The following is a 26,030-nucleotide window of genomic DNA, read 5'->3' on the forward strand; positions in this document are numbered from 1 at the left end:
ATAACATTCGAAGTCTATGCCTCACCTCAGGCTAATCCGAAGGAGGGAACAAGATGAAGTGGATTGTCGGACTTGGAAATCCAGGCTCGAACTATGCCAAAACCCGTCATAATATCGGTTTTATGGCACTGGATCGGTTGGCTGATCGTCATAGTATCTCCATTACACAGAGTAAATGTAAGGCGCTGATTGGAGAAGGCAACATCGGCGGTGTGAAAACAGTACTGATCAAACCAATGACCTTTATGAATTTATCTGGTGAATCGGTTCGAGCGTATATGGACTTTTATAAAGTTAGTCTTGAAGATCTGATTGTTGTGTACGACGACATGGATACAGAGATTGGAAAAGTTAGATTGCGTTATCAAGGCAGTGCAGGCGGACATAATGGGATCAAGTCCATTATTCAGCATACCGGTACACAGCAGTTTAACCGGGTACGCATGGGAATATCCCGGCCTGAACCAGGACATGCCATTGTCGATTATGTACTGTCGACATTTATGAAAAAAGAAAAAGAGGCCCTTGATCAGACCATTGAGCAAACGTGTGATGCCCTGGAGCATAGCTTGACTCATACGTTTGAACAAACAATGGCGAAGTTTAACGGTTAATTCTGTAAGACATACTGGTAAAATGATCAAAAAGACGGGTTCGATTCAGCCATACTGGACATACTGGACGTATAAACCATGTTCAGGAGGCATAAACATGTCAGTGAATTACGTATGTCGGCATTGCCGTACCTTTATTGGACGAATCGATTCTGCCCGGATAACGGAAGTAGAGCTTGGCTTTCATTTCTTGACCCCCGACGAGCGGAGGGATATAATAGCGTATAATTCCGGTGGTGATATTACCGTTCGGATTACATGTGATTACTGTAAGGAAGCCCTGGAGCACAATCCAGAGCTTAGTCTGCTCGCGAGTCCGCTTCAGTAGACATCGCCTGTAACAGGATCGAATGACAGTTGAGGGCGGTTGCGTAATAACGCTCCACCTTTTATAGCCTTGGCAGCCTGCTGAGGCTTCTTTTCAGTTGGAACGAAAGCCAGCGCTATCTCGAAATCAGGCTCAGCCACATCAACAGATGTGGCAATGTTGCGAGTAATCCTTTATGATGAAACAGGACAAAAAGGAATTTGTATCCATTTTAATAGTGATGCTACGCGTATGCGTGAGATAATCAAGTAAGTTATAAGAGAGGTGCCCCTTTTGTTACAAGCACTTATACAGGCTTTTTCCAAAGATCCGGACTTCGGGTCCATTACAGCCGGAATCAAGTCCGGCATGAAGGAACAATTGGTTTCAGGTCTATCCGGCTCGGCGCGTCAGATTATGCTGGCTGCTCTGCATCAGGAAATGAACCGACCATTGCTCGTAGTAACACACAATATGTTTTCAGCTCAAAAAATTGCAGAAGATTTACAGGAAGCGCTTTCACCAGATCAGGTGTTAATCTATCCTGCCAACGAACTTGTCGCTGCTGAAGCCGCTGTTTCCAGCCCGGAAACATTGGGTCAGCGTATTGATGTGTTGGTCCGCTGCGCCCAGGGATTCCGGGGCGTTGTTGTTATTCCCTTTTCTGGCGTAAGACGTTATGTCCCGCTTCCTGAAGTGATGGCCAATGCTCGAATTTTGATAAAACAGGGCAACACACTTCAGCTGGATTCCTTCCTGCTGGAGATGGTAAAGCTCGGATATGAGCGTGTGGAGCGCGTAGAATCTCGCGGTGAGATGAGTGTACGCGGAGGTATCATCGACTTCTACCCGGTTACTTCATCGATCGCGTATCGAGTGGAGTTATTTGATGATGAGATCGACTCCATTCGGACGTTCGACCCAGCAGATCAGCGTTCGATTGAACGGATCGAAGAAATTACGGTTCTGCCATGCAAGGAGTTAATCGCAGACCGTGAGCGGATGGAAAAGGCTGCCGATGCAGCTGCCATTTTGCTCGAGCAACAGCTGGAGAAAATGACGGACCGGCAGGCGAAGCTGCGTCTTCGTGAAGAAATTCACCGGGAGATCGAGCTTTTGCGGGAACACGTGTATTTCTCCGAAATGTATAAATATATTTCTCCGCTCTATCCGGAGAACAAAACGATCTACGACTATATGCCGGAAGATACCCTGCTGGTCCTTGATGAGCCTGCCAGACTATCGGAGACATCGAAACAGCTGGACCGTGATGAATCGGAGTGGAATCTGCATTTGATGCAAAACGGAAAAACACTTCCGGATCTTCCATTATCCGCAGACGGTGATGAACTCTTGTATGAGCGTCCATTCCAGACGCTGTTTATGTCGATCTTTTTGCGTCAGGTTCCACACACCCAACCACAGAACATTCTGAACTTCATCAGTCGTGGTATGCAGGATTTCCATGGACAGATGAACGTACTGAAGGCAGAGATGGAGCGTTGGCAGAAGGCTGGAGTTCAAGTGCTGATGCTGGCGAACGGTGAGGAAAGACTGGATCGGATGCGCCGCGTTCTGATGGACTATGATATTCCAGAGCCGGAGATGCTGATCGGTAACTTGCAAACTGGGTTTGAAATGCCGTCCATTCATTTGGCTGTCGTGACTGAAGGCGAGATGTTCTCGCAAAAACAGCGTAAAGTACGCAAACCAATTCGGAATGTAGACAACGCGGAACGGATCAAATCCTACAGTGAGCTAAAAGTGGGCGATTATGTCGTTCACCAAAACCACGGGATTGGTAAGTACCTCGGGATTGGTACCCTTGAGGTTGGCGGCATTCATAAAGACTACATGCATATTCTCTATGCAGGTGGAGACAAACTGTCTGTACCTATTGAACAGATCGATCTGATTCAGAAATATGTAGGTTCAGAAGAGAAAGAGCCTAAAATATACAAGCTGGGCGGCAATGAGTGGACACGAGTTAAAAATAAAGTCCGCACATCCGTACAGGATATTGCTGATGATCTGATCAAGCTGTATGCAGAGCGTCAGACGTCCAAAGGATTTGGATTCGACAAGGATTCTGCAGAACAGCAGGAGTTTGAGGACATGTTCCCTTACGATGAGACACGTGACCAGGTCCGTGCGATCGAAGAAATCAAGAAGGACATGGAACAAAACCGTCCGATGGACCGTTTATTATGTGGGGATGTTGGTTACGGCAAAACCGAGGTGGCTATTCGTGCTGCGTTCAAAGCAGCGATTGAAGGCAAACAGGTGGCTGTACTCGTGCCGACAACGATTTTGGCGCAGCAGCATTTTGAGACGTTCCGTGAGCGGTTCTCCGGTTACCCGTTCAATATTCATGTGCTTAGCCGTTTCCGCTCGCGTAAAGAGCAGAATGAAACAGCCAAAGGCATCAAGGCAGGTACAGTGGATATTGTCATCGGGACGCATCGACTGCTGTCGCAGGATCTGGTGTTCAAGGACCTGGGACTGCTCATTGTCGACGAAGAACAGCGATTCGGAGTAACTCATAAGGAAAAACTGAAGAAGTTGAAAACCAATGTGGACGTGCTCACGCTGACGGCAACGCCGATTCCACGTACGCTTCATATGTCCATGCTGGGTGTGCGTGATCTGTCCGTTATCGAGACTCCACCAGAGAATCGTTTCCCGGTGCAGACCTATGTGGTTGAACACAGTCAGGCGCTTGTCCGCGAAGCGATTGAGCGTGAGCTTGCCCGTGGAGGTCAGGTGTATTACCTCTATAACCGTGTTCAAGGAATTCAGGAGATGGCAGCCGAGATTTCTGAACTTGTGCCTGAAGCCAAGGTTGGTGTGGGTCATGGTCAGATGTCGGAGACCGAGCTGGAGAAGACGATTCTGGACTTCCTGGATGGTGAATATGACGTGCTTGTGAGCACAAGTATTATCGAGACCGGGGTAGATATTCCGAACGTAAATACGCTGATTGTACATGATGCGGATAAAATGGGGCTCTCCCAGCTGTATCAGCTACGCGGACGGGTGGGTCGTTCCAACCGTATTGCGTATGCGTACTTTACGTACCAGCGGGATAAAGTGCTTACTGAAGTTGCCGAAAAACGTCTGCAATCGATCAAAGAATTCACCGAACTGGGTTCGGGATTCAAAATCGCCATGCGTGACTTGTCGATTCGTGGAGCGGGAAATCTGCTAGGAGCAGAGCAGCATGGCTTCATCGCTTCCGTCGGGTTCGATCTATATTCCCAGATGCTCGCGGAGGAGATCAACAAACGCAAAGTTACGATGCTTGGCGAGGAGCCGGTACCTTCCGACCAGTGGAACACAACCCTGGATCTCAGTATCGATGCTTACTTGCCGTCCGATTATATTTATGACAGTATTCAGAAGATTGAGATCTACAAAAAAGTGGCGGTCATTGCTTCCTTCGACGATGCAATGGAGCTGGAAGACGAATTGGTTGACCGATTCGGTGATCTTCCGGAGGCCGTCATTAACTTGCTGGCTGTTGCACGGATGAAAGTATACGGCAAAATCTACGGTATTGAGTCTATTTCCCAACGTGGTGAGGACATTACCGTGAAGTTCTATGAAGGCCGTGAACATGCCTTTGAACTATCGAAAATCGCGCACATTGGAAATCAGTTCGAAAGACGTGTACAATTTGAACAAGGACCCCATATGCTGATTCACGCTAAAGGCAAGGGGCTTGGGGATAAGCAACTGATGGAGCTGGTAGAGAAAATTCTGGAGTCCATGAAGACGGCTTTTAAATCAAAGGGGGAACTAAAAGATGTTACCAAAGTATAAAAAAGTAGGAAAAGTACTGTCTGTGAGCATGGTCGCAGTACTGTCCTTATCATTGCTTGCTGCTTGCGGCAAGAAGGAAGAAGCGAAAGCACCGGAATCGACAGATACGAGTGCTGTAGTCGCTACGTATGATGGTGGTACCATTACAGCCAATGAATTCGATATGGAACAACGCGTTATGAAATTCTTGTATCCCGAATATGCACAAATGATGGATATGGACGATTTCAAGGAGTACCTGGTGAAACAGGAAGTTGCTTATGAATACCTGAGTGGCAAAGCAAGTGAAGAAGCCAAAACAGCAGGTGCCAAAACAGCAACTGAGCAATTCGATAAAATGAAAGCTTCTGTTCAGGCAGATCAATGGACTGAGATGCTGAAAGCTCAGAACCTGACTGACCAGAACATCAAGGATTATATGACACGCATCATGACGGTAATCAAAGACAAGGAAACTGGCGTTACGGAAGATGCGATTAAGGCTGAGTTTGAGAAAAACAAAGATCAGTTCACAACGGCTTCCGTTCGTCACGTGCTGATTAACTTCACAGATCCAAAAACGCAAAAAGAGCGTAAAAAAGAAGATGCACTGAAAATTGCAAAAGAAGTAAAAACCAAGTTGGATGGTGGAGCTGATTTTGCTGAAATTGCAAAAGAATATTCCGAAGATCCAGGTTCTGCTGAAAAAGGTGGACTGTATGAAGAAACACCTGTGGGCAGCTGGGTAGAAGCATTTAAGGAAGCTGCAAAAACGTTGCCACTGAACAAAATCAGTGATCCGGTTGAAACGGAGTACGGTTACCACATCATGAAAGTGGAAGCTCGTACAGAAGCAGACTTCACTAAATTGACGGCTGAGCAAAAAGAAAGTCTGAAGAGCCAATTGGCAGCTGCTGAGATCGATACGTTCATGCAAAATGAACTGGACAAAATCGTAAAAGAAGTTAACCTGCCAAAAACAGAAAAAGCTGAAGAAGGTACGACTGAAGGCACAACAGGTACAGGAACTGAAGGAGAGCAAACAACCGAACCAAAAACGGATGACTCCACAGGTACAGATACCAAGACTGACCAAGGTACGACTGGAACAGATAAAGATGCAACGACAGACGAAGGTACAAGCAGTAAGTAATATGGCTGTGTTAGCATACGTTCAGGGGTAAATCCGCCCGAATGAGTGCCTTGTACAACAAAAATATGGACAACCATACAGAGAAGCAAGGGGAGGACTTAGGACCTCCTTCTTGCTTCTTCTTGTATATATTCAAGCCGTATGGGTATATGGTCGCCTTCTTCGAAAGTTACACAACTATATTCTCCGATGTATGTATAAGGAAATGGGAACAGATGAATACTATGGTCAAGATATCACACTAAACGTTCTGGGACTTTCCTCTACCCATTAAGGAACAGTAGTTGAAAAATCTTCTCGAGAAAGTGGGGCAACATGTGAAATGAAAGCTACTGGTATTGTCCGCCGTATAGATGACCTTGGTCGTGTGGTCATTCCAAAAGAAATCCGCCGTACGTTACGTATTCGTGAAGGTGATCCACTGGAAATTTTCGTGGACCGTGATGGAGAAGTTATTCTTAAAAAATATTCGCCGATTGGCGAGCTTGGTGATTTTGCCAAAGAATATGCAGAATCCCTGTATGAGAGTACAGGACATGTAACGATGATCTCTGACCGGGATACCATTATCACGGTGGCAGGGGGCTCCAAGAAAGAGTATTTGGACAAGCAGGTAGGCCAACTGTTGGAGGGCTGCATGGAAAACAGAAAGACCATATTGGAAACAAACAACGGTTCTTATGAGCTTAGCAAAGATCATGACGAGACGTTATCCTCTTTTGTTATTGCGCCAATTATCTCGGGTGGTGACCCCATCGGAACGGTTATCCTGTTCAATAAGGATGAATCGGTGAAGATGTCTCAGATGGAAGTGAAGATGTCTGAGACGGCTGCTGGTTTCCTTGGCAAGCAAATGGAACAATAGACAGCAGATCAACTCCTGGTGCCCTGATTTGGGCATACGGGAGTTTTTTGCTTTTTAAGGGGCAAGGTGTTGATCCGGATGATTGTCATGGGGGAGGGTTAGTCTGCGCGCCTTCAGGCAGGTATAATAGCAAGGTATGCTTAATTGAACGCAGGGACATACGCAGGAGGGAATTATGAAACAGCCGTCTACAGGCTCAAGGCTGCTACAGGGTGCATTTGTACTTGGGCTTGCCGCCATTATCTCTAAAATCATTGGTGCTTTTCAGAAGATTCCGCTGCAGAATCTGGGGGGAGACGGTGTATTTGGCATCTACAATACGGTGTATCCGTTATATATGCTCATTATCACGCTTGCTGCTGCAGGACTGCCGCTGGCCGTATCCAAATTCGTAGCAGAACAGAACGCACTCGGAAGACCAGACGAGAGCAGAAGAATTATTCGACTGTCTTCCCTACTGCTCGGGGGAATTGGAATTATAATGGCGCTCTTGATGTATGCAGGTGCGCCGCTGATCGCCGAGCTGATCGGCAACCGACATGTCGTTCCATCGATTCGCGCAGCTTCATGGGCGTTATTGTTCGTACCGGTGATGACAGGGCTGCGTGGATATTTTCAGGGATTACAGCAGATGGTGCCGACAGCGGTATCGCAGGTTGTGGAGCAGACGATACGTGTCACCGTCATGATTGTTTTGCTTCTCTGGCTGATGAGGCGGGATGCTTCGCTTGAAACTATCGCTGCTGGTGCCATGATGGGCTCCGTTGCGGGCGGAATGGTTGGGCTACTAGTCATGTTAGGGTACATGGTCCGACATCGACGGAAAGACAGGGAAGTGGTCACCGGACCATTGATTTCGGAATGGAGCAGTAGAGGTGAAGAGGTTGGAGCAGACAGGCATGAGCGTCAGGAGCATAGGCCGGTTACGTCGCTGAAGAAAACGGTGAGCGCTATTCATCCCGCTCTGGGAGAAAGGCCACGATCCAACGGGGAATGGATCAGGACGCTGCTCATGTATGCTATTCCTGTCTGTCTCGGGTCGCTGGCCGTACCGCTGATGAATCTGGTGGATACCTTCACTGTGCCCCGGCTGCTGCGGGGAGAAGGGCTGGATGAGCTCCAGTCGATGGTTTCCTTCGGCATCTACAACCGTGGATTGCCGCTGGTTCAACTGGTGACGATGCTGGCCACGTCACTATCTGTGCTGTTTATTCCGGCGATGGCGGAAGCCCGGTTAAAGGGCGGGCCAGAAGCCGTCCGGCAGCAAGCAGGCCTCGCGCTGCGCTGGTTCTGGTTGATCGGCCTGGCGGCATCCGCGGGTCTTGCGGTGCTGGCGGAGCCGATTAACCGCATGCTGTACGGAGATGCCGCAGGCACGGAAGCACTGCGGTATATGGCGCTGACGGCTGCGGGCAGCACCGTCAGCATTATTGCGGCGGCGCTGCTGCAAGGCCTCGGCGCCGTGCGTGCACCCGCGTTCAGCATGCTGGCCGCCGCAGGCGTCAAGGCGCTGCTGAACGTTATGCTTGTGCCGGCGCTGGGCATCAGCGGCGCGGCCCTGGCAGGCGCAGTCGCCTACATGCTGGCGGCTGGCCTGAATGTGGCGCTGCTGGCGCGACTTGTCGCCCTGCGCCCTGCCCCTGGCGCCGTCCTGGCGAAGCCGGCGCTGGTGATCGCCGCCATGAGTCTGGCGGCGGTAGGCACGGCCTGGGCCGCCGAAGCCGTGCTCGGCGGCATGGGCATCGCGGCCGACCGCCGGCTGGCCGCGATGGGCGTGAGCCTGCTGGGCATTGCCGCAGGCTCGGCCGTGTTCTTGCTGGCAGCGGCCCGGATAGGGCTACTGACCGCCGCAGAGCTGGCGGCCGTGCCCAAGTTGGGTCCGCGCCTTGCCAAGCTGCTGCGCAGACTGCGTGTGCTGCGCTAGCTTCATGCTCACGGTGCTTCTGCATCCAGCACTAAGAATATGCAATTATAGGATATCGAATGATTCTGGTATAATACGTGTAATTATAGAGCGCCATCCTGTTCCGATATGATGAATATGTGAGCTTGAACAGGATGGTTCGGATGGAGGTTTACGTAATGAGTGCAGCTTTAACCGTAGTTGGTCTTGGATCTGGAGATGCAGACCAACTGACCGTAGGTATTATCAAAAAAATGAAACATGCAGCTACGCTGTATGTACGCACCCTGGATCATCCCGTATTGAATGATCTGAAGCAAGAGGGGCTGGATATGACATCATTTGATGCCATCTATGAGGCGAAGTCTTCCTTCCCCGAAGTGTATGATGAGATCGCGAACCAACTGATAGAGGCCGCTCGCAAGGGCGAGGCCGGAACTGAGATTGTGTATGCCGTTCCGGGTCATCCCATGGTGGCAGAAGCAAGTGTACGTTTGCTCAAAGAACGTTGCCCACAGATGGGTATTTCACTGCGTGTCATGGGTGGAGAGAGCTTCCTGGACGAAGCCTTTATACGGCTTGGTTTCGACCCAATCGAAGGATTTCAACTCCTGGATGCCAGCAGCCTGAACACGGAATTGGTACAACCACAGCTACATACGTTGATCGGACAAGTCTACGATGTGTTCACTGCTTCGGATGTGAAGCTATGCCTGATGGAGGTTTACCCGGATGATTATCCCGTATTTGTGGGTCATGCGCTGGGTGTACAGGGTCAGGAGGTTATTCACAAAATTCCGCTACACGAACTGGACCGGATCGAAGGGTACGGCAATCTGTCACTGATCTATGTACCGAAGAACACCGATGATGCCTTGCGTCGCCGATCCTTTGCGCGTTTGCATGAGATTGTGAACATTCTTCGCAGTCCAGGTGGCTGTCCATGGGATCAGGAGCAGACACATCAGTCCATTCGCAAAAACCTGATTGAAGAGACCTATGAAGTCATTGAGACGATCGACGAGGATGACCCCGACCATATGAAAGAAGAGCTGGGTGATCTGCTGCTGCAGATTTTATTGCATTCCCAGATGGAAGAAGAGGTTGGCACATTTAATGTGTATGATGTCATCGAAGGTTTGAATGATAAGCTGATTTTCCGTCATCCGCATGTGTTTGGCGATAATCAGGCAGAAGATGCGAATGAAGCTCTTCAGAACTGGGAACAGATGAAGGCAGAGGAGAAGAAACGCAAGGGTCTGGATCAGCAGAAGGTTTCCGTGCTGGACGGCATACCGCGTGACTTGCCTGCATTGATGAAAGGATACAAGCTACAGAAGAAAGCAGCCAAAGTGGGCTTTGACTGGGATGATGTTGAAGGTGTGTTTGCCAAGATCGAGGAAGAGCTGGCGGAATTGAAAGAAGCGGTGCAACAAGGCCAGTCTGCAGAAGAGCGGAAGCTTGAACTGGGTGATTTATTATTCGCAGCTGCGAACGTTGCAAGATTCATCGATACAGACCCGGAAGAGGCACTCGCTGCCACCAACCGCAAGTTCGTTGGGCGGTTCCAATACATCGAAGAGCGTTTGCGCGAACAGGGAAGAACACCGGTAGATAGCAATGTAGAAGAGATGGAGCAATTCTGGCAGGATGCGAAGAAGGCAGGATTATAAGGGGTTCAATTTTCTGGAAAATACCGATAAACCTTATTCCATCATGCTATGCAGTGTGTTATGATATACGAACATGTGTTCATCTGTGTAAACTGGAGTTGGTGTTTAGCGACGGATGGTTTCGGGTACTGGTCTTAGACTGTCCCCTGCTGACCATCGACAAAAAGCTAAAAAAAGTCGCGGACCAAGGCAGGATTTCAGATGCCAAGCCAGAATACATGTGTAGTAACCTTACGCGAAACCAGTGGCAATCGAAGTATTGTCAGGAATCGCAGATACTTTTTTTTCAATTTGGGAGGCTTTTAAAAATGAACAAAACAGATCTGATTAACAACATTTCAACCAAAAGTGGTTTGACTAAAAAAGACGTTGAGTCCGTATTGAATGGCTTTTTGGGAGAAATTACAGATGCACTTGCCAGCGGAGACAAAGTACAATTGATCGGCTTTGGCACTTTTGAGACCCGCAAACGTTCCGGTCGTACCGGACGTAACCCACAAACAGGGAATGAAATCGTGATTCCTGAGTCCACTGTTCCTGCATTCAAAGCAGGCAACAAACTTAAAGAAGCCGTAAAATAATGCGTCTTGATAAATTCCTGAAGGTCTCCCGGCTAATCAAACGCCGTACTGTGGCCAAAGACGTCTCTGAACAGGGACGTGTTCTGGTGAACGGACGTGAAGCGAAGCCCAGCGCCGCTGTTAAAGTAGGCGATGAGTTGACGGTTCAGTTCGGTCAGAAACTGGTCACCGTGAAGGTGGAACGAATTGCTGAGAGCACTAAGAAGGATGAGGCGAGTAGCCTCTACACCTTGGTTAAGGAAGAGCCGATCGCCAAGGATAACGGGATGAACTGGTAACAGTCCACCTGGTATGATTGAATACTCATTCAATGCAAGTTGAATCGAAACGTCCTCCTGTAACCGGGAAGGGCGTTTTTCTTTTATTAGATGCCGTGTTATTTGTTCAACAATGCTGGTTCTATTCCAACCTCTTCATCCATAAGCTAGGTGTAAGAAGGAGGGGTACATGCCATGGTTGAGCACGGTAAGGCCAAACAGCATCATCTGAGCATGCAGAATCGGAAACTGCTGGATCTGACAGGTGTCTCCAATGTGGAGAGCTTCGACAGTGAGGAATTTTTGCTGCAGACTGAACTTGGGCATCTGACCATCCGAGGGCACAATTTACATATCAAAAACCTGAGCCTGGAGGAAGGTCTGTTATCCATTGAAGGCACAGTCAGTTCACTCCAATATCTGGACCCCGGTTCCCAGTCCAAAAACAGTAAAGGCCTGTTTGGCAAGATGTTCCGATGAGTCCGGATACTCAATGGATCACATTGATGTGGATGCTTACTTCGGGGGTCGTGATGGGAATGGCCTACGACAGTTACCGGGTACTGTCCGGACAGCTGCGGTTTCCGAGATGGAGCATCCACACCCTCGATCTGTTGTACTGGGTTGCTTCCGCGCTGTTCGTTTTTCGGATGCTATACGCCGGAAACCACGGACAGCTGCGGTTTTATGTCTTTTTGGGGCTGATTATAGGGGTTTGCTTCTATTTTTGGCTTTTAAGTGTTACAACCCAGCGTTTTGTGGTAATGTTAATTAAACTCGCAAGAACGCTGATTCATTGGTGTGGACATATCCTTAACATCCTGATCGTTATGCCGGCTAAGGGGATTTATAAGTTAATTCGCGTATTATTCGGTTTTGTAATTGCGATACTATTATTCCTGGGCAGGCTGGTGCTGCAATGTTTGGTACCTTTCGGCAAGTTGTTCCTCTGGATGTTTAGGCCGCTCCTGAAATATTGGGTAACGCCGCATTGGATGATCCGTGTGGGTACAAGAATTGCAGCGATGTGGAAACGCTGGTTTTAAGGAGGTCCGTAATGGGTAAAACACCTGTGGGCAGATCAAAGGCTCCAACTAACCAAGGAAAATCTGCCGGTGCACGAAGGCGCCTCATGCTTTGGATGACGTTTATGATTGTATTTGTAATATGGGCAGGATATACATTCCTTGTGCAGAATGCACAAATTTCGGACAAGAGTTCTCATCTGGCTACTCAGCAAGCTTCAAAGGAAGATACGTTGAAGAAGCTGGAACAGTTGAAGTACGAAGTCAGCCGGTTGAATGACCCCGAATACATAGGACAGCTGGCACGGAAAAAGGGATATTATCTTCCTGAGGAAACGCCGATCCAGGTTGAAGAGTCAGGGAACTGATGGAATTCGGTCCATTACCGAGCTAGGTTTGTTATCCGTGTGTCTGAAGCCGTTAAACCGGAAAAAATAGGCTCTCTGATGGGGTAGTGTTCAGTTGACCTTGGTTTACGGCATAAGGTATAATTACATTAGCGCAGCATTGATTTTGGCATTCAAAAAATCGGGTTGTATATTTTTAAGGGAGGATCATTTTATTCTATGGCAATTGAAGTGGGCACCAAGTTAGAGGGCAAGGTGACAGGAATCACGCATTTTGGAGCATTTGTGGATCTGTCAGGAGGTGTCACGGGTCTCGTTCACATCTCGGAAATCGCCGACAATTACGTCAAAGATGTCAACGACCACCTGAAGCTGAATGACCTCGTTACAGTAAAGGTTATCAACGTTGACAAGGATGGCAAGATCGGACTTTCCATTAAGCAAGCTGTTGACAAACCGGTTGAGCAACAAACACAATCCAGACCCCCGAGAGCTCCTAGACCGGAACGCAGTGGAGGAGATCGCGAACGATTCAGCGGCGGAGGCCCAAGTGGTGGCCAAGGTCGTGGTGGCGGCGGCGGTGGATTTAACCGTGGTGACCGCGGAGGCCGTTCTTTCAAGCCCGCAGCAGGCAAACCTTCATTTGAGGATAAAATGTCACGCTTCCTGAAAGATAGTGAAGAGCGGATCTCTTCGCTTAAGAAGAACACAGAAGGCAAACGCGGAGGCCGTGGAGCCAAGCGTGTGTAATCTGTCTCAACCTGATCTAAACATATAAGAAAAACCGTTAGCCCGAGGGCTAACGGTTTTTTTGCGTTTACGTTCAACTTTTACAGATAAGTAGTTGAATAGCTTTTTTTGTAAATTCAAGCTCCATATCCCCAGTTTTTTTGCACGGCAAAATGGAACCATAAGAACATTTGTCGTATACCATTTTTTACCGACAGGTTTCCGTGGCATTCCACAGCTATCCTGCTCAAATGATGGCGAGGCCAAACCAACTCCGGTTCAAAATCAGACATTCCGCTTGTCGGAAACAGGTAGGAGAATGAATGAAACCACAATAAGGCCGGGGGTTTCGCACCACCGCGCCATGCTCGTTTCTTTTGTCGTAAACTTTTTGAACCCTGCCCACCTATTCTGACAAACTACGTCTTCTAATCTATCTATAATCAGAACCATCGAGAACGAAACACGAAAATTCAAATTAATCGAATGGGGTGCCTTGAGGATGATGGAAAAGTGGAATGTCATTCAATTTCCGGGAATGAAAGCAGGTAAAGGAGGTACGGAAGCTCGGGAGGAGCTGTCGGTACGTCTGAAACAATGGCTTGGCTCCCGCAAGGCTGTCCAAATGGTTGCTTCCCGCAAATGGGTACTGCTGCTTACATTTATGGGGTTCCTGCTCGGAAAGGCGATGATTCTGAATGAATTATCACCCTTCGCCATTGCCTACTTCGCTGTGATTGCATTCATGCGCAGGGATTACATCATTCCGGTAGGTGCCGCGCTACTCGCAGGCAGTCTCTTTGCACCGTTCCCAGTACCGCTCATTGTTGCATCGGAGATCGCCATCTTCTATCTGCTCTTCCGTGGACTGGAGTCATATGATCGTGCTGAATTATCTTATGCGCCAACGATGGTGTTTACCACTACATTTATGGTGAAGTTATTCGCCGTCGTGATTGGACCATCCTTCAGCTGGTACGCAATGCTGATGCTCACGATGGATTCGGTACTAAGCTTCGTGCTCACCCTTGTTTTTATACAAGCCATACCGATCTTCACTTACCGCAAAAAAAAGTTCAGCCTAAAGAACGAGGAGATCCTCTGCCTGATCATATTGCTTGCTTCCGTCATGACGGGAGCTGTAGGGTGGACCATTCAGTCCTTGTCCGTCGAGCATATGCTCTCCCGTTATCTCATATTAATCTTTGCGCTGGTGGGCGGAGCCCCCCTCGGAGCCTCAGTTGGCGTCATTACCGGCTTGATTCTGAGTCTGGCTGACATGTCAGCAGTGTATCAGATGAGCCTGCTTGCTTTTGCCGGGATGCTTGCAGGTATGCTTCGAGAGGGTAAACGTGCGGCGGTTGCACTGGGCATGCTGCTGGGTTCGTCCATTCTATCCATATATCTGGGAGGACCGGGCGATGTCATGAACTCATTATGGGAGACGTGTGCAGCTATCGTACTATTCATGTTAACACCTAAAAGTCTGATGACGGCGATATCCAAATATGTACCGGGTACGCAGGATCATACCAAATCGCAGCATGAGTATGCCAAACGGATACGGGATATTACGGCAGAGCGGGTAACCCGTTTCTCACAGGTATTCCGTCAATTGTCCCGCAGCTTTGATCAGATGTCCGGTGCGGGAGAGCCGATACAGAAAGAAGGTGGAATGGATCATTTCATGAATGCGGTTGCCGAGGGTACCTGTGCGAGCTGCTTCAAACGTGCGCAATGCTGGGATGCGAAGTTTATTCAAACCTACAAATATATGACGGACGTGATGAGTACGATTGAAGGAAATCCGGAGATCTCAGGCAAGCAGATTCCAGTGGACTGGAACAGGGTGTGTGCGAAACCGGAAGAGGTCCTTGAAGTCATGCGTGCCCAGTATGGACTGCATCAACATAACATGCAATGGAAGCGCCAGATTATCGATAGCCGGCAGCTGGTTGCAGAGCAATTATCCGGTGTATCTCAGGTCATGGAGGACCTGGCCAAAGAAATTCAGCGGGAAAGCGAGGAGATGGTACAGCAGGAGGAGCAGATTCGGGACGCATTGGAGTCACTGGGCCTCTCCATTCATTCTATTGAGATCATCAATCTGGAAGCGGGCAATGTTGAAATTGAGATTGTGCATGCATATACACGGGGATTCGATGAGTGCCGGAAAATGATAGCTCCGCTGATCTCGGATGTATTAGACGAGCATATTGCCGTCTTGCATGAGACCATGACAGATCCTCGTCAGGGACTGGCGACCGTTACGTTTGGTTCAGCCAAAACGTTCGAGGTAACCACCGGTGTTGCTGCTGCTGCCAAAGGGGGAGATGTGATGTCAGGCGACAGCTTCAGTACGGTTGAGTTAGGCAACGGTACATTCGCGGTGGCGCTCAGTGATGGAATGGGCAATGGGGAACGGGCGCGCATGGAGAGCAGTGCGGCGCTGAATATTCTGGAACAGCTGCTACAGTCCGGCATGGACGAGAAACTGGCGATCAAATCGGTGAACTCCGTTCTGATGTTGCGCTCACCTGAAGAGATGTATGCCACAGTGGATATGGCGCTGATTGATGAGTATACGGCGGAGACCACGTTTATGAAAATCGGATCGACGCCTAGCTTTATCAAACGTGGACAGGAGGTTATTCAAGTTTCAGCCAGTAATTTGCCAATCGGTATTATTAAGGATATCGAAGTGGATCTGGTGACGGTACAGCTGCAACCGGGGGATATCCTCATTATGATGACGGATGGCATCTATGATGCACCGGGGTATGCGGTGAACAAAGAGCTATGGATGAAGCGGCTCATTCAAGAGATTGATACAGATGATCCGCAAGATTTGGCCGATTGCCTGCTTGAGAGTGTTATCAGATATCAGCAGCATGAAATTTTGGATGATATGACCGTCGTTGTTGGAAAAGTAGAGCATTTCCGCCCTGAATGGGCCACACTACGTGTGCCTGGCATCAACCGGATGGAGCGTCCACGGACTGTCAGTTAATTGCATATTCTTCTGTTTGAAGTCTCTTCATTCTGGCAATGCTAGTCATAGAGTTGGAGAGTAACGAATAACGGAGGGATATCGGATGAAGCAAATCTTGTTGATCACCGACGGTTGTTCCAATGTAGGACTAAGTCCGGTGCTAGCAGCGGCCGAAGCGCGGGAAGAGGGGATTACGGTTAATGTGGTAGGCGTGATTGATTATGGAACCATTGGTGAGCTGGGTAGCCGGGAGATTGAGGATATTGCCAGAGCCGGAGGTGGAATCAGCCAAATTGTAGGTACACGGCAGCTTGCTCATACCATGCAGATGATGACAAGGAAAACGGTGGTTCAGACTATTCAGCAGGCGGTTAATAGAGAGTTAACACAAATTTTGGGAGAGAAGGAGCCCAAAACGGTAACGGATCTGGAGCCTGCTCAACGCGCCCGGGTCGTGGAAGTGATGGATGATATGGCTGAAACTACAGCGTTACAGGTGATATTGCTGATTGACGTCAGTGCCAGCATGAAGCCCAAACTGGCTGCGGTAGAAGAAGGCATTCGCGATTTAATGTTAAGTTTGCAGGCGCGTATTGGTGAGAGCAAGCTTTCCGTATTTCATTTTCCTGGGCGACACAGTGGAGAAGATGCGGTAATGGATATTGACTGGACAACGGATCTAGGCCGTGTTCGTTCCTTGTTTGGACGTTTGCAAATGAAGGGCGCAACGCCGACAGGTCCTGCAATTCAGAAGGTGATTGATTTTTACCGTTATGGTACACTGGAGGAACAGCAGGAAATAGAAGGGAACTATCGCATTGAAAGAGAAGGGATGCTCGGTGACAACGTTGTCTGACGCCTCTTTCCCGCCAGGCACAGTGGTTACAGGGAAATGGAATCGCAGTCGTTACACGATTCGTAAGCTACTGGGCAAAGGAGCCAATGGCATCGTTTTTCTGGTCCAACGGGGTGAAAATGGCAAACACTACGCGCTTAAAATGGGATTTGACCCGGTAGATCTGCAATCTGAAGTCAATGTGCTCAAATCTTTTCAACTACAGCGTAATCATGAGGCCCTTCGGCAGAGCGGCATTCCTTCCTATCTTAAAGATGTGGATGATTATGCCGTTCGTGGCCGGGATATTCCTTTTTATGTGATGCGTTACGTTCGAGGTGAGGCTCTTCATCACTTCATTCGGCGTCAGGGGACAGACTGGACACTTCTGGTTGGACTTAGACTCCTGCAGAAGCTGGCGCAATTGCATCAGGCGGGATGGGTGTTTGGTGATCTCAAACCTCAGAATGTGCTGGTATCCGATTATGGGCAGGTGGAATTGATCGACTATGGCGGAGTTACGTCTATTGGTCGAAGCGTCAAACAGTTCACTGAATGGTATGATCGGGGTTTCTGGAATGCAGGTAGTCGAACAGCAGATGGTACCTATGATGTATTTGCTTTTGCATTATTGTTGATTCATGTACTTGAAGCAGACGCGCTCAAGGCATTGGCAGCCGAAGGGTTGCCGCAACTGCGAAGTGTGAATCAGCTTGTAGCGCTGGTGGAGCGCAGTGAACGACTGGGTCCTTTTCGTAACTGGACGATTCAAGCCTTACGAGGTCAGTTTCGTGATGCAGGTCATGCGGCACAAGGATGGAAGGAAATGATGGCACGCCCCACGCCTCTCCGCCGTCGTTCCAACAGTACAACACCGCGCTGGCTTAAGAACGCATTTGCTGTATCTGTGATATTACTTATTGGGGTGCTCATCTATGCACTACGTTTCTGATCTGTGAGGGTGCATATACATAACGCAAGGAATGAGGAACAGGTATGGAGGCTTTACGCTGGAACATGCTGGTGAATAACGTGCTGGATGCAGCGGAAGAGCATCAGTTATGGGTTCCCGGGGATCGGATTGTCGTCGCAGTATCGGGCGGGCCGGACTCGGTGGCTTTTTTGCATATCATGCACGAGATCAGCAAGCGGCATGTGCCACTTGAATTGATCTGTGCCCACGTGCATCATGGCTTCCGGAGTGAATCTGATGATGAAGCGGAAAAAATGATGGAACTGGCACAGCAGCTTGGTATTGCTTTTGAATGGATCAAGGCCGATGTTCCTTCATATATGGAGCTGACGGGTCAAGGACCACAGGAAGCGGCACGCAACAAGCGATATGCCTTTCTACATGAAGTGGCTGCCAAATATAATGCGGCAAGCATCGCGTTGGCACATCATGCCGATGATCAGGCAGAGACGGTCATGCTTCATTTGCTTCGTGGAACCGGCTTGTCAGGACTCGCAGGAATGAAGTTTAAAAGGCGAGAAAAAAATGTGGAACTTATTCGTCCATGCCTTCGTATAAACAAGACAGACCTTGTAGAAGCTTGTAATACCCAGGGTTTTATGTATTTCAATGATGAGAGCAACGCCTTGCGTAAATATCGGCGTAATGCCATTCGCTTGGATGTGCTTCCTTTTTTGGGGCAGTATAATGGACAACTCACGCCGTCATTGAATCGGCTTGCCGAAATTGTGGGTGATGAAGACGATTTCATGGAGCAGAGTGCATATGACACATACAGGTGTCTAGTGCAGGTGAACGGCGGAAGGCAAACCTTTGAGGTGCCTTCCTTCTTGAAGTTACATGTCGCTTTACAACGAAGGTTGATTAAACTAATATTGAATTATCTGCCTTTGGACAGTGATTTTGTCGACTTTACCCGTATAGAAACCATTCGGCGCAAGGTCATGGAGACCCATGTGACGACCTGGAGCCTGGATATAGGACAGACACTCGCCTGCACTCGGGAGTATAATCTGATTTCTTTTGGCATACGGACAGACGTACAGGATCAATCTTACGAGTATCGTCTTGCGCAATGGAGTGGAACTTATGAGCTTTCACTCACCCAAATTAACCGGTATATTCGGTTGATGTCGGTGAGTCCCGAGGACTATCATGTACCAGAATCGGCGGATCAAGCCGCGTTTGATGCGGATCAACTGCTTATGCCGCTGGTTGTGCGTTCACGGTTACCTGGAGATACCATGAAAGTGATGGGATTAAACGGAAGCAAAAAGGTGAAAAATATTTTCATCGATGAGAAAATCCCCCCATCTGTCCGTCCACGTATTCCTGTGGTATGTGATGGAGCAGGTCATATCATCTGGCTACCGGGTGTTCGACGGTCCAATGTGGCTCCTGTCAGGGATAGCACTTCCGCAATCCTGTACATGACTGTAGGCGATTCAGCGATTCAGGGGTAGTGGTTATGGTTCAGGTAAGGCTTTCATAGTATAACTTAGGGGGTTCGCACAGTTGCAGAACGACATTCAGGAAGTATTGATCAGTGAAGAAGAAATTCAGAGTAAAGTCAAGGAATTAGGCGCAACACTAAGTGCCGAATATGCAAATCGCAATCCTTTGGTCATTTGTGTGCTCAAGGGTGCGTTTATATTTATGGCTGATTTGGTTAAAAACATAACGGTACCTGTTGAAATGGATTTTATGGCGGTATCCAGTTATGGCGCTTCCACCAAGTCATCAGGTGTTGTCAAAATCATTAAGGATCTGGATGTATCCGTTGAAGGACGGGAAGTCCTGATTGTCGAAGATATTATCGACAGCGGACTTACACTCAGCTACCTGATTGAACTGCTAGAGAACCGCGGTGCCGAATCGGTGCGTGTGGTTACGCTGTTCGACAAGCCTTCAGGCCGTAAAGTGGAGTTGGAAGCTCATTACACAGGCTTTGACATTCCTGACGCGTTCATCGTTGGTTACGGTTTGGATTTTGCCGAGAAGTACCGGAACCTGCCCTATATCGGGATTTTGAAGCCGGAAGTCTACAGTAGCTAATATCCTGCCCGACCCAAGCCTTGAGCTGTTCTTGGCTTCTGTTGAGAAGCCATGTCGGGCTATGTTAAAATAATTAAAGTGTCTCGAGAGGAGGTAGGGGATGAATCGGTTCATCCGGAATTCTGGTTTTTATTTGATTCTTTTTTTAGTTGTGGTGGGGATAGTCCAGTTCGTCAGCAATGGCGGCGAAGCCACCGATAATCCTAGATATGATCAGTTGCGCACAGCGATCAAAGCCAACAATGTCTCTGAATTGACGGTTCAATTCAACGGTCAAACGTACCTCGTGACCGGTCAATACAAGAAGGCACCTGATGGCGCCAAATCAGAAAATTTCTCAACGTATATTCCTCCTACGGATGAGGCAATTAGTGAACTTGTAGCTGCAAGTGAAACTAACAATTTCCAATATCATCAGGAGCCAATGAAAGGTGACAGCATCTGGTTGACGTTGCTGACTTCCTTTATCCCTTTGATCATTATGTTCCTGCTGTTCTTCTTCCTGTTCAATCAGGCTCAAGGCGGCGGCGGTAAAGTAATGAACTTTGGTAAAAGCCGTGCTCGTCTCTATAACGAAGAGAAGAAGCGGGTTACGTTTGAAGATGTTGCGGGTGCTGACGAAGAGAAACAGGAACTTGTTGAGGTTGTAGACTTCCTTAAGGATCCTCGTAAATTTGCGGCAGTAGGTGCACGGATTCCTAAGGGCGTATTGCTCGTAGGTCCTCCAGGTACTGGTAAAACGTTGCTCGCTCGTGCCGTTGCCGGTGAAGCAGGTGTACCATTCTTCAGTATTTCAGGTTCCGACTTCGTTGAAATGTTTGTCGGTGTCGGTGCATCACGTGTACGTGATTTGTTTGAAAATGCGAAGAAAAATGCGCCATGTATCATCTTTATCGATGAGATTGATGCTGTAGGTCGTCAGCGTGGTGCTGGTCTTGGTGGTGGTCACGATGAGCGTGAGCAAACACTCAACCAGTTGCTCGTTGAAATGGACGGTTTCGGAGCTAACGAAGGTATTATCATCGTAGCCGCAACGAACCGTGCAGATATTTTGGACCCTGCCTTGCTGCGTCCAGGACGTTTTGACCGTCAAATTACGGTTGACCGCCCTGATGTAAGAGGTCGTGAAGCTGTCCTGAAAGTACATTCCCGTAATAAACCACTGACCAAAGATGTGAAGATGGATATTATCGCGAAGCGTACAACAGGTTTCTCTGGTGCAGATTTGGAAAACCTCTTGAACGAAGCGGCATTGCTTGCAGCACGTCGTAACCGTAAAGATATTTCCATGAAAGAAGTTGACGAAGCGATTGACCGTGTCATCGTCGGTACGGAGAAGAAAAGCCGTGTCATCAGTGATCGCGAGAAACGCATCGTTGCTTATCACGAAGCAGGTCATACCATTGTAGGATATTTCCTCGAACATGCTGATATGGTACATAAAGTGACCATTATTCCGCGCGGACGTGCGGGTGGATATGTAATCATGTTGCCAAAAGAAGACCGTATGCTGGTTACCAAGCAAGAATTGTTGGATAAAGTAACCGGACTCCTCGGAGGTCGTGTAGCTGAAGAATTGTTCATCGGAGAAATTGGTACTGGTGCATACAGTGACTTCCAGCAAGCGACAGGGATTGTTCGCAGCATGGTTATGGAATACGGTATGAGTGAGAAATTGGGACCTATGCAATTCGGAAGTTCACAAGGACAGGTATTCCTTGGTCGGGATATCGGTCATGAACAGAATTACTCAGATTCCATTGCTTACGAGATTGATCAGGAAATGCAACGCTTTATCAATGAATGTTATGAGAAATGTAAGGACTTGCTTGTTAAACATTCAAAAGAGATGCATCTGATCGCTCAAACTTTGCTTGAGGTAGAGACTTTGGAAATGGATCAGATCAAGCAATTGATCGAAACAGGTTCTTTGACGCCAAAAGCAGAGAATGACAATGATGGTGAAGGTACGCCAACTGAAGGCGGAGAGCCAATCATCGACAACATCGGTGATGTTCGTGTTCGCATTCAAGGTAAAGATGAAACGCCTGAGCCACCAGCCGGAGATATTCCGAACGAAGCTCCGAATCTGGAAAAGGGTAATAACAATAACCCGGATGATGGCGGAACGAAGCCAACGTCTTAATGAATATTACATCTGGCTAGGACAGCAGGTGAAATCAAGAGAGCCCGCGGGCTCTCTTTTTTTGTCCATTATTTTAAAAACGGATAGATAAAGATAAATGGGAGTTAGATGGCGAACCAGTTAGTAAACGGGTGGTTACGGTGCAGTTCTGGGCCTTTTTCATTTATTGACAGAGTCGTGAACGTTGTGTAAATTAGTTGTTAAACCGCTTGTGATTCGTTTCTCAAGCGAAGATAACGACTTAGGATAGCCCTACGAAACAGCGCATGACGCTGTCCCGATAAAGGAGAGGATCACAGGTGGAAGCTCTGGCTTTAGAGCGCAAGGCTGAGATGAACCGCGAGCTGCGTGAGCGGCTTATGGAGTTGAAGAAGGAACGTAATGCCATTATTCTTGCCCATTATTACCAACGTGACGAGGTACAGGAGGTTGCTGACTTCCGTGGAGATTCGTTTCTATTAGCCCAGAAGGCAGCACAAACAGATGCGGATGTGATCGTATTCTGTGGTGTTCACTTTATGGGTGAAAGCGCTAAAATTCTGGCGCCCAACAAAACCGTTATTATCCCGGATGAGCGTGCGGGTTGCCCGATGGCAGATATGGTAAATGTGGATGGACTACGCAAATTGAAAGCACAACACCCTAATGCCAAGGTGGTTACGTATATCAATTCCTCGGCTGAGATCAAAGCAGAGACCGACATCTGTTGTACATCGGCGAATGCGGTCCGAGTTATTCAATCGGTGGATTCTGACGAAATTATCTGGGTACCGGATAAAAATCTGGGACATTATGTGCAGCAGCATACAGACAAAAAAATGATTATCTGGGAAGGTTACTGCAACACGCACGATATGCTCACAGTCAAAGATGTGGTGGAGATGAGAGCCAAGCATCCGAATGCTGAGTTTGTTGTCCATCCAGAGTGTCGCCCTGAAGTTGTAGAGATGGGTGATTTTGTAGGCAGTACAACAGCCATTCTGGAGTATTGTAAAAATTCATCAGCGAAAGAATTTATCGTAGGTACCGAAGATGGTACCGGATATCAGCTGCGTCTGGATAGTCCGGATAAACAGTTTCATTTTGCGACCAAGTTCCTCGTATGTCCCAACATGAAGGTGAACAACTTGAAGAAACTGGTGAAATGCCTGGAAACGATGAAGCCGCAAATCTATGTGCCACCGGCCGTTGCCGACAAAGCCAGAGAATCACTAGAGCGCATGTTATTGGTGAAGTAGAATGCGCTACTCTTGCTCCAAGACAGGTGAATAACATGATACCGCAATATTTAGTTGATTTCGATCTGTCTGCGCTACCCATGGTAGAGACGGATGTACTGGTTATAGGCTCAGGAATTGCTGGTTTGTTCACCGCCATTAAGGCAAGTGAGCAACAACGCGTATTAATGATCACGAAGAAGTCATTACTTGAAAGTAACACCAGGTATGCGCAGGGAGGCATCGCTGCGGTTATTGCTGAAGATGATTCGCCTGCTTACCACTCGCAGGACACACTTGTAGCAGGAGCGGGCTTGTGCCGCTCCGAGGCGGTAGAAGTATTGGTGAATGAGGGTCCTGACGGAGTGAAGGAACTGATTCGTCTGGGTACGTTGTTTGACCTGGAGAACGGCGAGTTGGCGTTGACGCAGGAAGGTGCGCACAGCCACCGCCGTATTTTGCATGCCAACGGGGATGCAACGGGATATGAGATTGTACGTGCACTTGCGGTCGAAGTGAATGAACACCCCGGAATTGAAGTATGGGATGAGCATTTTGTTATTGATCTGATTACGGATCGAGATCGAGGGGAATGCATCGGCGCTCTGATACAGAAGGATGATGGATCGAAGGTGTTCGTGAAGGCACAGGCAACCGTTCTCTGCTCTGGTGGGGCAGGACAACTGTACCGATACACGACGAATCCGGATGTAGCTACTGCCGATGGTGTAGCCATGGCCTACCGGGCTGGGGCTATCGTTCGTGACATGGAATTTATCCAGTTCCACCCCACATCTCTTTGTTATCCGGGGGCGCCACGGTTTCTTGTGTCAGAAGCCGTACGCGGCGAAGGAGCATATTTACGCAATGTGAAGGGCGAACGCTTCATGGATCGATACCATGCCCAGCTTGAACTGGCACCACGCGATATCGTGGCACGAGCGATTGTTAGCGAGATGGAGTCTACCAACAGCACTTTTGTGTATTTGGACATTACTCACGAACAGCCAGAAATGATCAAGCATCGATTCCCTACCATATATGAGACTTGTATGCGTTATGGATTGGATATGACAACGGACTGGATTCCCGTTGCACCTGCTGCCCATTACATGATGGGCGGAGTGAAAACGGATCTTAGCGGAGAGAGCAGCATCTCCCGGTTATTCGCTTGTGGTGAGGTGTCTTCTACAGGAGTGCATGGAGCTAACCGTCTGGCAAGCAATTCCTTGTCAGAAGCGATTGTATTTGGCCGGAGAATTGTTGATCGCATTCGATCTCTTCCTTCGCTTGGTTCATTACAAGTAAGAGGAACTGCGACTGCATCTGTGGATATGAATAGCAAGATTATGAAAGAGCAAAAGCCAATATCGGAAAGACGCTTACGACTACAGAAAATGATGGTTCGTCAGGTAGGCTTGCGCCGGAATGGTGAGAACCTGCAGAAGGCTATGGACAAGCTGCAACAGGAATTGCAATTTTTTGATCAGACACTTACCCATAAGGAAGAGCTGGAGTATGCCAACCTTCTGACCTGTGCCTGGTTAGTCACTAGCGGAGCATTACACCGCGAGGAGAGTCGGGGAGCTCACTATCGAGAGGACTTCCCGGCACGTGATGATATCGTGTGGCAGAAGCATAGTCTGCAGCAGCGAGAACAAGCGATTGTGGAGGAATTAATGTCATGATACTGAACGGATATAATGATGGGCTTATCGAATCAATTAAAAACTGGCTTCGGGAAGATGTTGGTGCAGGTGACGTTACAACGAGTGTAACGATCCCAGCAGGAAACCAATCCAAAGCCATTATACATGCCAAAGACAATGGTATTATTGCAGGCATGACCGTAGCCGAACTCGTATTTCAGATAGTCGATCCTAGTCTTGTATTTACACCAAAGGTAACTGACGGAGACAAGGTTAAGCATGGCACGATTTTGGCTGAGGTAGAGGGAAGTACACATTCACTGCTTACGGGGGAACGACTGGCACTCAACTTGCTGCAGCGTATGTCGGGAATCGCTACGCGTACGCGTGCCTATGTGGACATGCTGGATGGTCTTAAGACTAGGCTCGTGGATACACGTAAGACTACGCCGGGTCACCGGTTACTTGAGAAATATGCAGTGCGTGTGGGTGGCGGAGCGAATCATCGATTTGGACTGTACGACGCCGTTATGATTAAGGATAACCACATTAAGGGTGCAGGCGGAATTACCGAAGCGGTACAGCGTGCACGAACAATTATTCCACATACGATGACGATTGAAGTGGAGACGGAGAATATAGAGCAGGTGAGAGAAGCCTTGCAAGCCGGGGCAGATATCATTATGCTGGATAACATGCATCCAGAGCGGATGCGTGAAGCAGTTGAGCTTATTCGTGAACAGGCTCCGCATGTGAAGGTTGAAGCATCAGGTAACGTCTCTCTCCAGACCATTCGTGGAATTGCAGAGAGCGGTGTGGATGTAATTTCGGTTGGCAGGTTAACCTATTCTTTTGAGAGCCTGGATATCAGCCTGGATTTAAATGAAAAGAAAGAGGGGTGAACCTCT

Annotated in this window: 22 protein-coding genes; all 22 read left to right on the forward strand. The window is 48.4% G+C overall.

The genetic code is table 11. The features are described from left to right. The first annotated feature begins 53 nt into the window (after positions 1 to 53). The 22 genes from pth (at position 54) to nadC (ending at position 26,024) form a co-directional block, all read left to right on the forward strand. The gene (gene pth, locus MKX75_RS00220) at positions 54 to 614 is read left to right on the forward strand and encodes an aminoacyl-tRNA hydrolase (RefSeq protein ID WP_062838091.1); all 561 of its coding nucleotides are present in this window, start codon (positions 54 to 56) and stop codon (positions 612 to 614) included. 97 nt (positions 615 to 711) lie between these two features. Further along, complete coding sequence (locus MKX75_RS00225; protein WP_017691368.1) at positions 712 to 942, forward strand: anti-sigma-F factor Fin family protein; 231 nt, start codon at positions 712 to 714, stop codon at positions 940 to 942. 273 nt (positions 943 to 1,215) lie between these two features. After that, positions 1,216 to 4,743, forward strand: coding sequence for a transcription-repair coupling factor (mfd, locus tag MKX75_RS00230; protein ID WP_062838090.1), 3,528 nt, complete (start codon positions 1,216 to 1,218; stop codon positions 4,741 to 4,743). Further along, positions 4,727 to 5,875, forward strand: coding sequence for a peptidylprolyl isomerase (locus tag MKX75_RS00235; protein WP_062838089.1), 1,149 nt, complete (start codon positions 4,727 to 4,729; stop codon positions 5,873 to 5,875). The genes mfd and MKX75_RS00235 overlap by 17 nt, the downstream gene beginning before the upstream one ends. A gap of 322 nt (positions 5,876 to 6,197) precedes the next feature. Beyond that, entirely contained in the window at positions 6,198 to 6,740 is a 543-nt protein-coding gene (spoVT, locus tag MKX75_RS00240) for a stage V sporulation protein T (RefSeq protein ID WP_036606123.1), read from the forward strand. Between the two features lie 175 nt (positions 6,741 to 6,915). Further along, positions 6,916 to 8,664 (forward strand): polysaccharide biosynthesis protein, encoded by a 1,749-nt coding sequence (locus MKX75_RS00245; RefSeq protein WP_339167930.1) that lies wholly within the window; start codon positions 6,916 to 6,918, stop codon positions 8,662 to 8,664. Positions 8,665 to 8,822: 158 nt separating this feature from the next. Then, positions 8,823 to 10,316, forward strand: coding sequence for a nucleoside triphosphate pyrophosphohydrolase (mazG, locus tag MKX75_RS00250; RefSeq protein WP_062838087.1), 1,494 nt, complete (start codon positions 8,823 to 8,825; stop codon positions 10,314 to 10,316). 308 nt (positions 10,317 to 10,624) lie between these two features. Next, a complete protein-coding gene (locus MKX75_RS00255; RefSeq protein ID WP_017691362.1) occupies positions 10,625 to 10,897 on the forward strand; it encodes an HU family DNA-binding protein in 273 nt (90 codons plus the stop codon). Beyond that, positions 10,897 to 11,175 (forward strand): RNA-binding S4 domain-containing protein, encoded by a 279-nt coding sequence (locus tag MKX75_RS00260; protein ID WP_036606120.1) that lies wholly within the window; start codon positions 10,897 to 10,899, stop codon positions 11,173 to 11,175. Before MKX75_RS00255 ends, MKX75_RS00260 begins: the two co-directional genes overlap by 1 nt. A gap of 174 nt (positions 11,176 to 11,349) precedes the next feature. Next, positions 11,350 to 11,634 carry a sporulation protein YabP gene (gene yabP, locus MKX75_RS00265; protein ID WP_056697424.1) on the forward strand — a complete coding sequence of 95 codons (285 nt, stop codon included), beginning with the start codon at positions 11,350 to 11,352 and terminating at the stop codon, positions 11,632 to 11,634. Next, positions 11,631 to 12,200, forward strand: coding sequence for a spore cortex biosynthesis protein YabQ (gene yabQ, locus MKX75_RS00270; protein WP_339167933.1), 570 nt, complete (start codon positions 11,631 to 11,633; stop codon positions 12,198 to 12,200). Before yabP ends, yabQ begins: the two co-directional genes overlap by 4 nt. 11 nt (positions 12,201 to 12,211) lie before the next feature. Continuing rightward, positions 12,212 to 12,547, forward strand: coding sequence for a septum formation initiator family protein (locus MKX75_RS00275; RefSeq protein ID WP_062838085.1), 336 nt, complete (start codon positions 12,212 to 12,214; stop codon positions 12,545 to 12,547). 198 nt (positions 12,548 to 12,745) lie between these two features. After that, positions 12,746 to 13,276, forward strand: coding sequence for a S1 domain-containing RNA-binding protein (locus MKX75_RS00280; RefSeq protein ID WP_017691357.1), 531 nt, complete (start codon positions 12,746 to 12,748; stop codon positions 13,274 to 13,276). A 481-nt stretch (positions 13,277 to 13,757) separates the two neighbouring features. Beyond that, the gene (gene spoIIE / locus MKX75_RS00285) at positions 13,758 to 16,265 is read left to right on the forward strand and encodes a stage II sporulation protein E (RefSeq protein WP_175623839.1); all 2,508 of its coding nucleotides are present in this window, start codon (positions 13,758 to 13,760) and stop codon (positions 16,263 to 16,265) included. An 85-nt stretch (positions 16,266 to 16,350) separates the two neighbouring features. Then, positions 16,351 to 17,103: a VWA domain-containing protein gene (locus MKX75_RS00290; protein ID WP_339167938.1), complete on the forward strand. Its 753-nt coding sequence runs from the start codon at positions 16,351 to 16,353 to the stop codon at positions 17,101 to 17,103. Then, a complete protein-coding gene (locus tag MKX75_RS00295) occupies positions 17,087 to 18,034 on the forward strand; it encodes a protein kinase (RefSeq protein WP_062838083.1) in 948 nt (315 codons plus the stop codon). The genes MKX75_RS00290 and MKX75_RS00295 overlap by 17 nt, the downstream gene beginning before the upstream one ends. A gap of 44 nt (positions 18,035 to 18,078) precedes the next feature. Beyond that, positions 18,079 to 19,518 (forward strand): tRNA lysidine(34) synthetase TilS, encoded by a 1,440-nt coding sequence (gene tilS, locus MKX75_RS00300; protein ID WP_062838082.1) that lies wholly within the window; start codon positions 18,079 to 18,081, stop codon positions 19,516 to 19,518. 52 nt (positions 19,519 to 19,570) lie between these two features. Further along, on the forward strand, positions 19,571 to 20,110 hold the full coding sequence (gene hpt, locus MKX75_RS00305; RefSeq protein WP_017691352.1) for a hypoxanthine phosphoribosyltransferase: 540 nt from the start codon (positions 19,571 to 19,573) through the stop codon (positions 20,108 to 20,110). 100 nt (positions 20,111 to 20,210) lie between these two features. After that, positions 20,211 to 22,256 carry an ATP-dependent zinc metalloprotease FtsH gene (ftsH, locus tag MKX75_RS00310; RefSeq protein ID WP_062838081.1) on the forward strand — a complete coding sequence of 682 codons (2,046 nt, stop codon included), beginning with the start codon at positions 20,211 to 20,213 and terminating at the stop codon, positions 22,254 to 22,256. 299 nt (positions 22,257 to 22,555) lie between these two features. Further along, a complete protein-coding gene (nadA, locus tag MKX75_RS00315) occupies positions 22,556 to 23,494 on the forward strand; it encodes a quinolinate synthase NadA (protein ID WP_017691350.1) in 939 nt (312 codons plus the stop codon). Positions 23,495 to 23,529: 35 nt separating this feature from the next. Next, positions 23,530 to 25,161: an L-aspartate oxidase gene (gene nadB / locus MKX75_RS00320; RefSeq protein ID WP_062838080.1), complete on the forward strand. Its 1,632-nt coding sequence runs from the start codon at positions 23,530 to 23,532 to the stop codon at positions 25,159 to 25,161. Continuing rightward, complete coding sequence (nadC, locus tag MKX75_RS00325) at positions 25,158 to 26,024, forward strand: carboxylating nicotinate-nucleotide diphosphorylase (RefSeq protein WP_339167941.1); 867 nt, start codon at positions 25,158 to 25,160, stop codon at positions 26,022 to 26,024. The genes nadB and nadC overlap by 4 nt, the downstream gene beginning before the upstream one ends. Positions 26,025 to 26,030 lie beyond the last annotated feature (6 nt).

The sequence above is a fragment of the Paenibacillus sp. FSL R5-0341 genome (assembly GCF_037975235.1).
Taxonomy (GTDB): domain Bacteria; phylum Bacillota; class Bacilli; order Paenibacillales; family Paenibacillaceae; genus Paenibacillus; species Paenibacillus amylolyticus_A.

Coding starts and splice junctions, on each gene's coding strand:
- pth (WP_062838091.1), top strand. CDS start 54: ATGAAGTGGATTGTCGGACTTGGAAATCCAGGCTCGAACTATGCCAAA.
- MKX75_RS00225 (WP_017691368.1), top strand. CDS start 712: ATGTCAGTGAATTACGTATGTCGGCATTGCCGTACCTTTATTGGACGA.
- MKX75_RS00235 (WP_062838089.1), top strand. CDS start 4,727: ATGTTACCAAAGTATAAAAAAGTAGGAAAAGTACTGTCTGTGAGCATG.
- spoVT (WP_036606123.1), top strand. CDS start 6,198: ATGAAAGCTACTGGTATTGTCCGCCGTATAGATGACCTTGGTCGTGTG.
- MKX75_RS00245 (WP_339167930.1), top strand. CDS start 6,916: ATGAAACAGCCGTCTACAGGCTCAAGGCTGCTACAGGGTGCATTTGTA.
- mazG (WP_062838087.1), top strand. CDS start 8,823: ATGAGTGCAGCTTTAACCGTAGTTGGTCTTGGATCTGGAGATGCAGAC.
- MKX75_RS00255 (WP_017691362.1), top strand. CDS start 10,625: ATGAACAAAACAGATCTGATTAACAACATTTCAACCAAAAGTGGTTTG.
- MKX75_RS00260 (WP_036606120.1), top strand. CDS start 10,897: ATGCGTCTTGATAAATTCCTGAAGGTCTCCCGGCTAATCAAACGCCGT.
- yabP (WP_056697424.1), top strand. CDS start 11,350: ATGGTTGAGCACGGTAAGGCCAAACAGCATCATCTGAGCATGCAGAAT.
- yabQ (WP_339167933.1), top strand. CDS start 11,631: ATGAGTCCGGATACTCAATGGATCACATTGATGTGGATGCTTACTTCG.
- MKX75_RS00275 (WP_062838085.1), top strand. CDS start 12,212: ATGGGTAAAACACCTGTGGGCAGATCAAAGGCTCCAACTAACCAAGGA.
- MKX75_RS00280 (WP_017691357.1), top strand. CDS start 12,746: ATGGCAATTGAAGTGGGCACCAAGTTAGAGGGCAAGGTGACAGGAATC.
- spoIIE (WP_175623839.1), top strand. CDS start 13,758: ATGATGGAAAAGTGGAATGTCATTCAATTTCCGGGAATGAAAGCAGGT.
- MKX75_RS00290 (WP_339167938.1), top strand. CDS start 16,351: ATGAAGCAAATCTTGTTGATCACCGACGGTTGTTCCAATGTAGGACTA.
- tilS (WP_062838082.1), top strand. CDS start 18,079: ATGGAGGCTTTACGCTGGAACATGCTGGTGAATAACGTGCTGGATGCA.
- ftsH (WP_062838081.1), top strand. CDS start 20,211: ATGAATCGGTTCATCCGGAATTCTGGTTTTTATTTGATTCTTTTTTTA.
- nadB (WP_062838080.1), top strand. CDS start 23,530: ATGATACCGCAATATTTAGTTGATTTCGATCTGTCTGCGCTACCCATG.
- nadC (WP_339167941.1), top strand. CDS start 25,158: ATGATACTGAACGGATATAATGATGGGCTTATCGAATCAATTAAAAAC.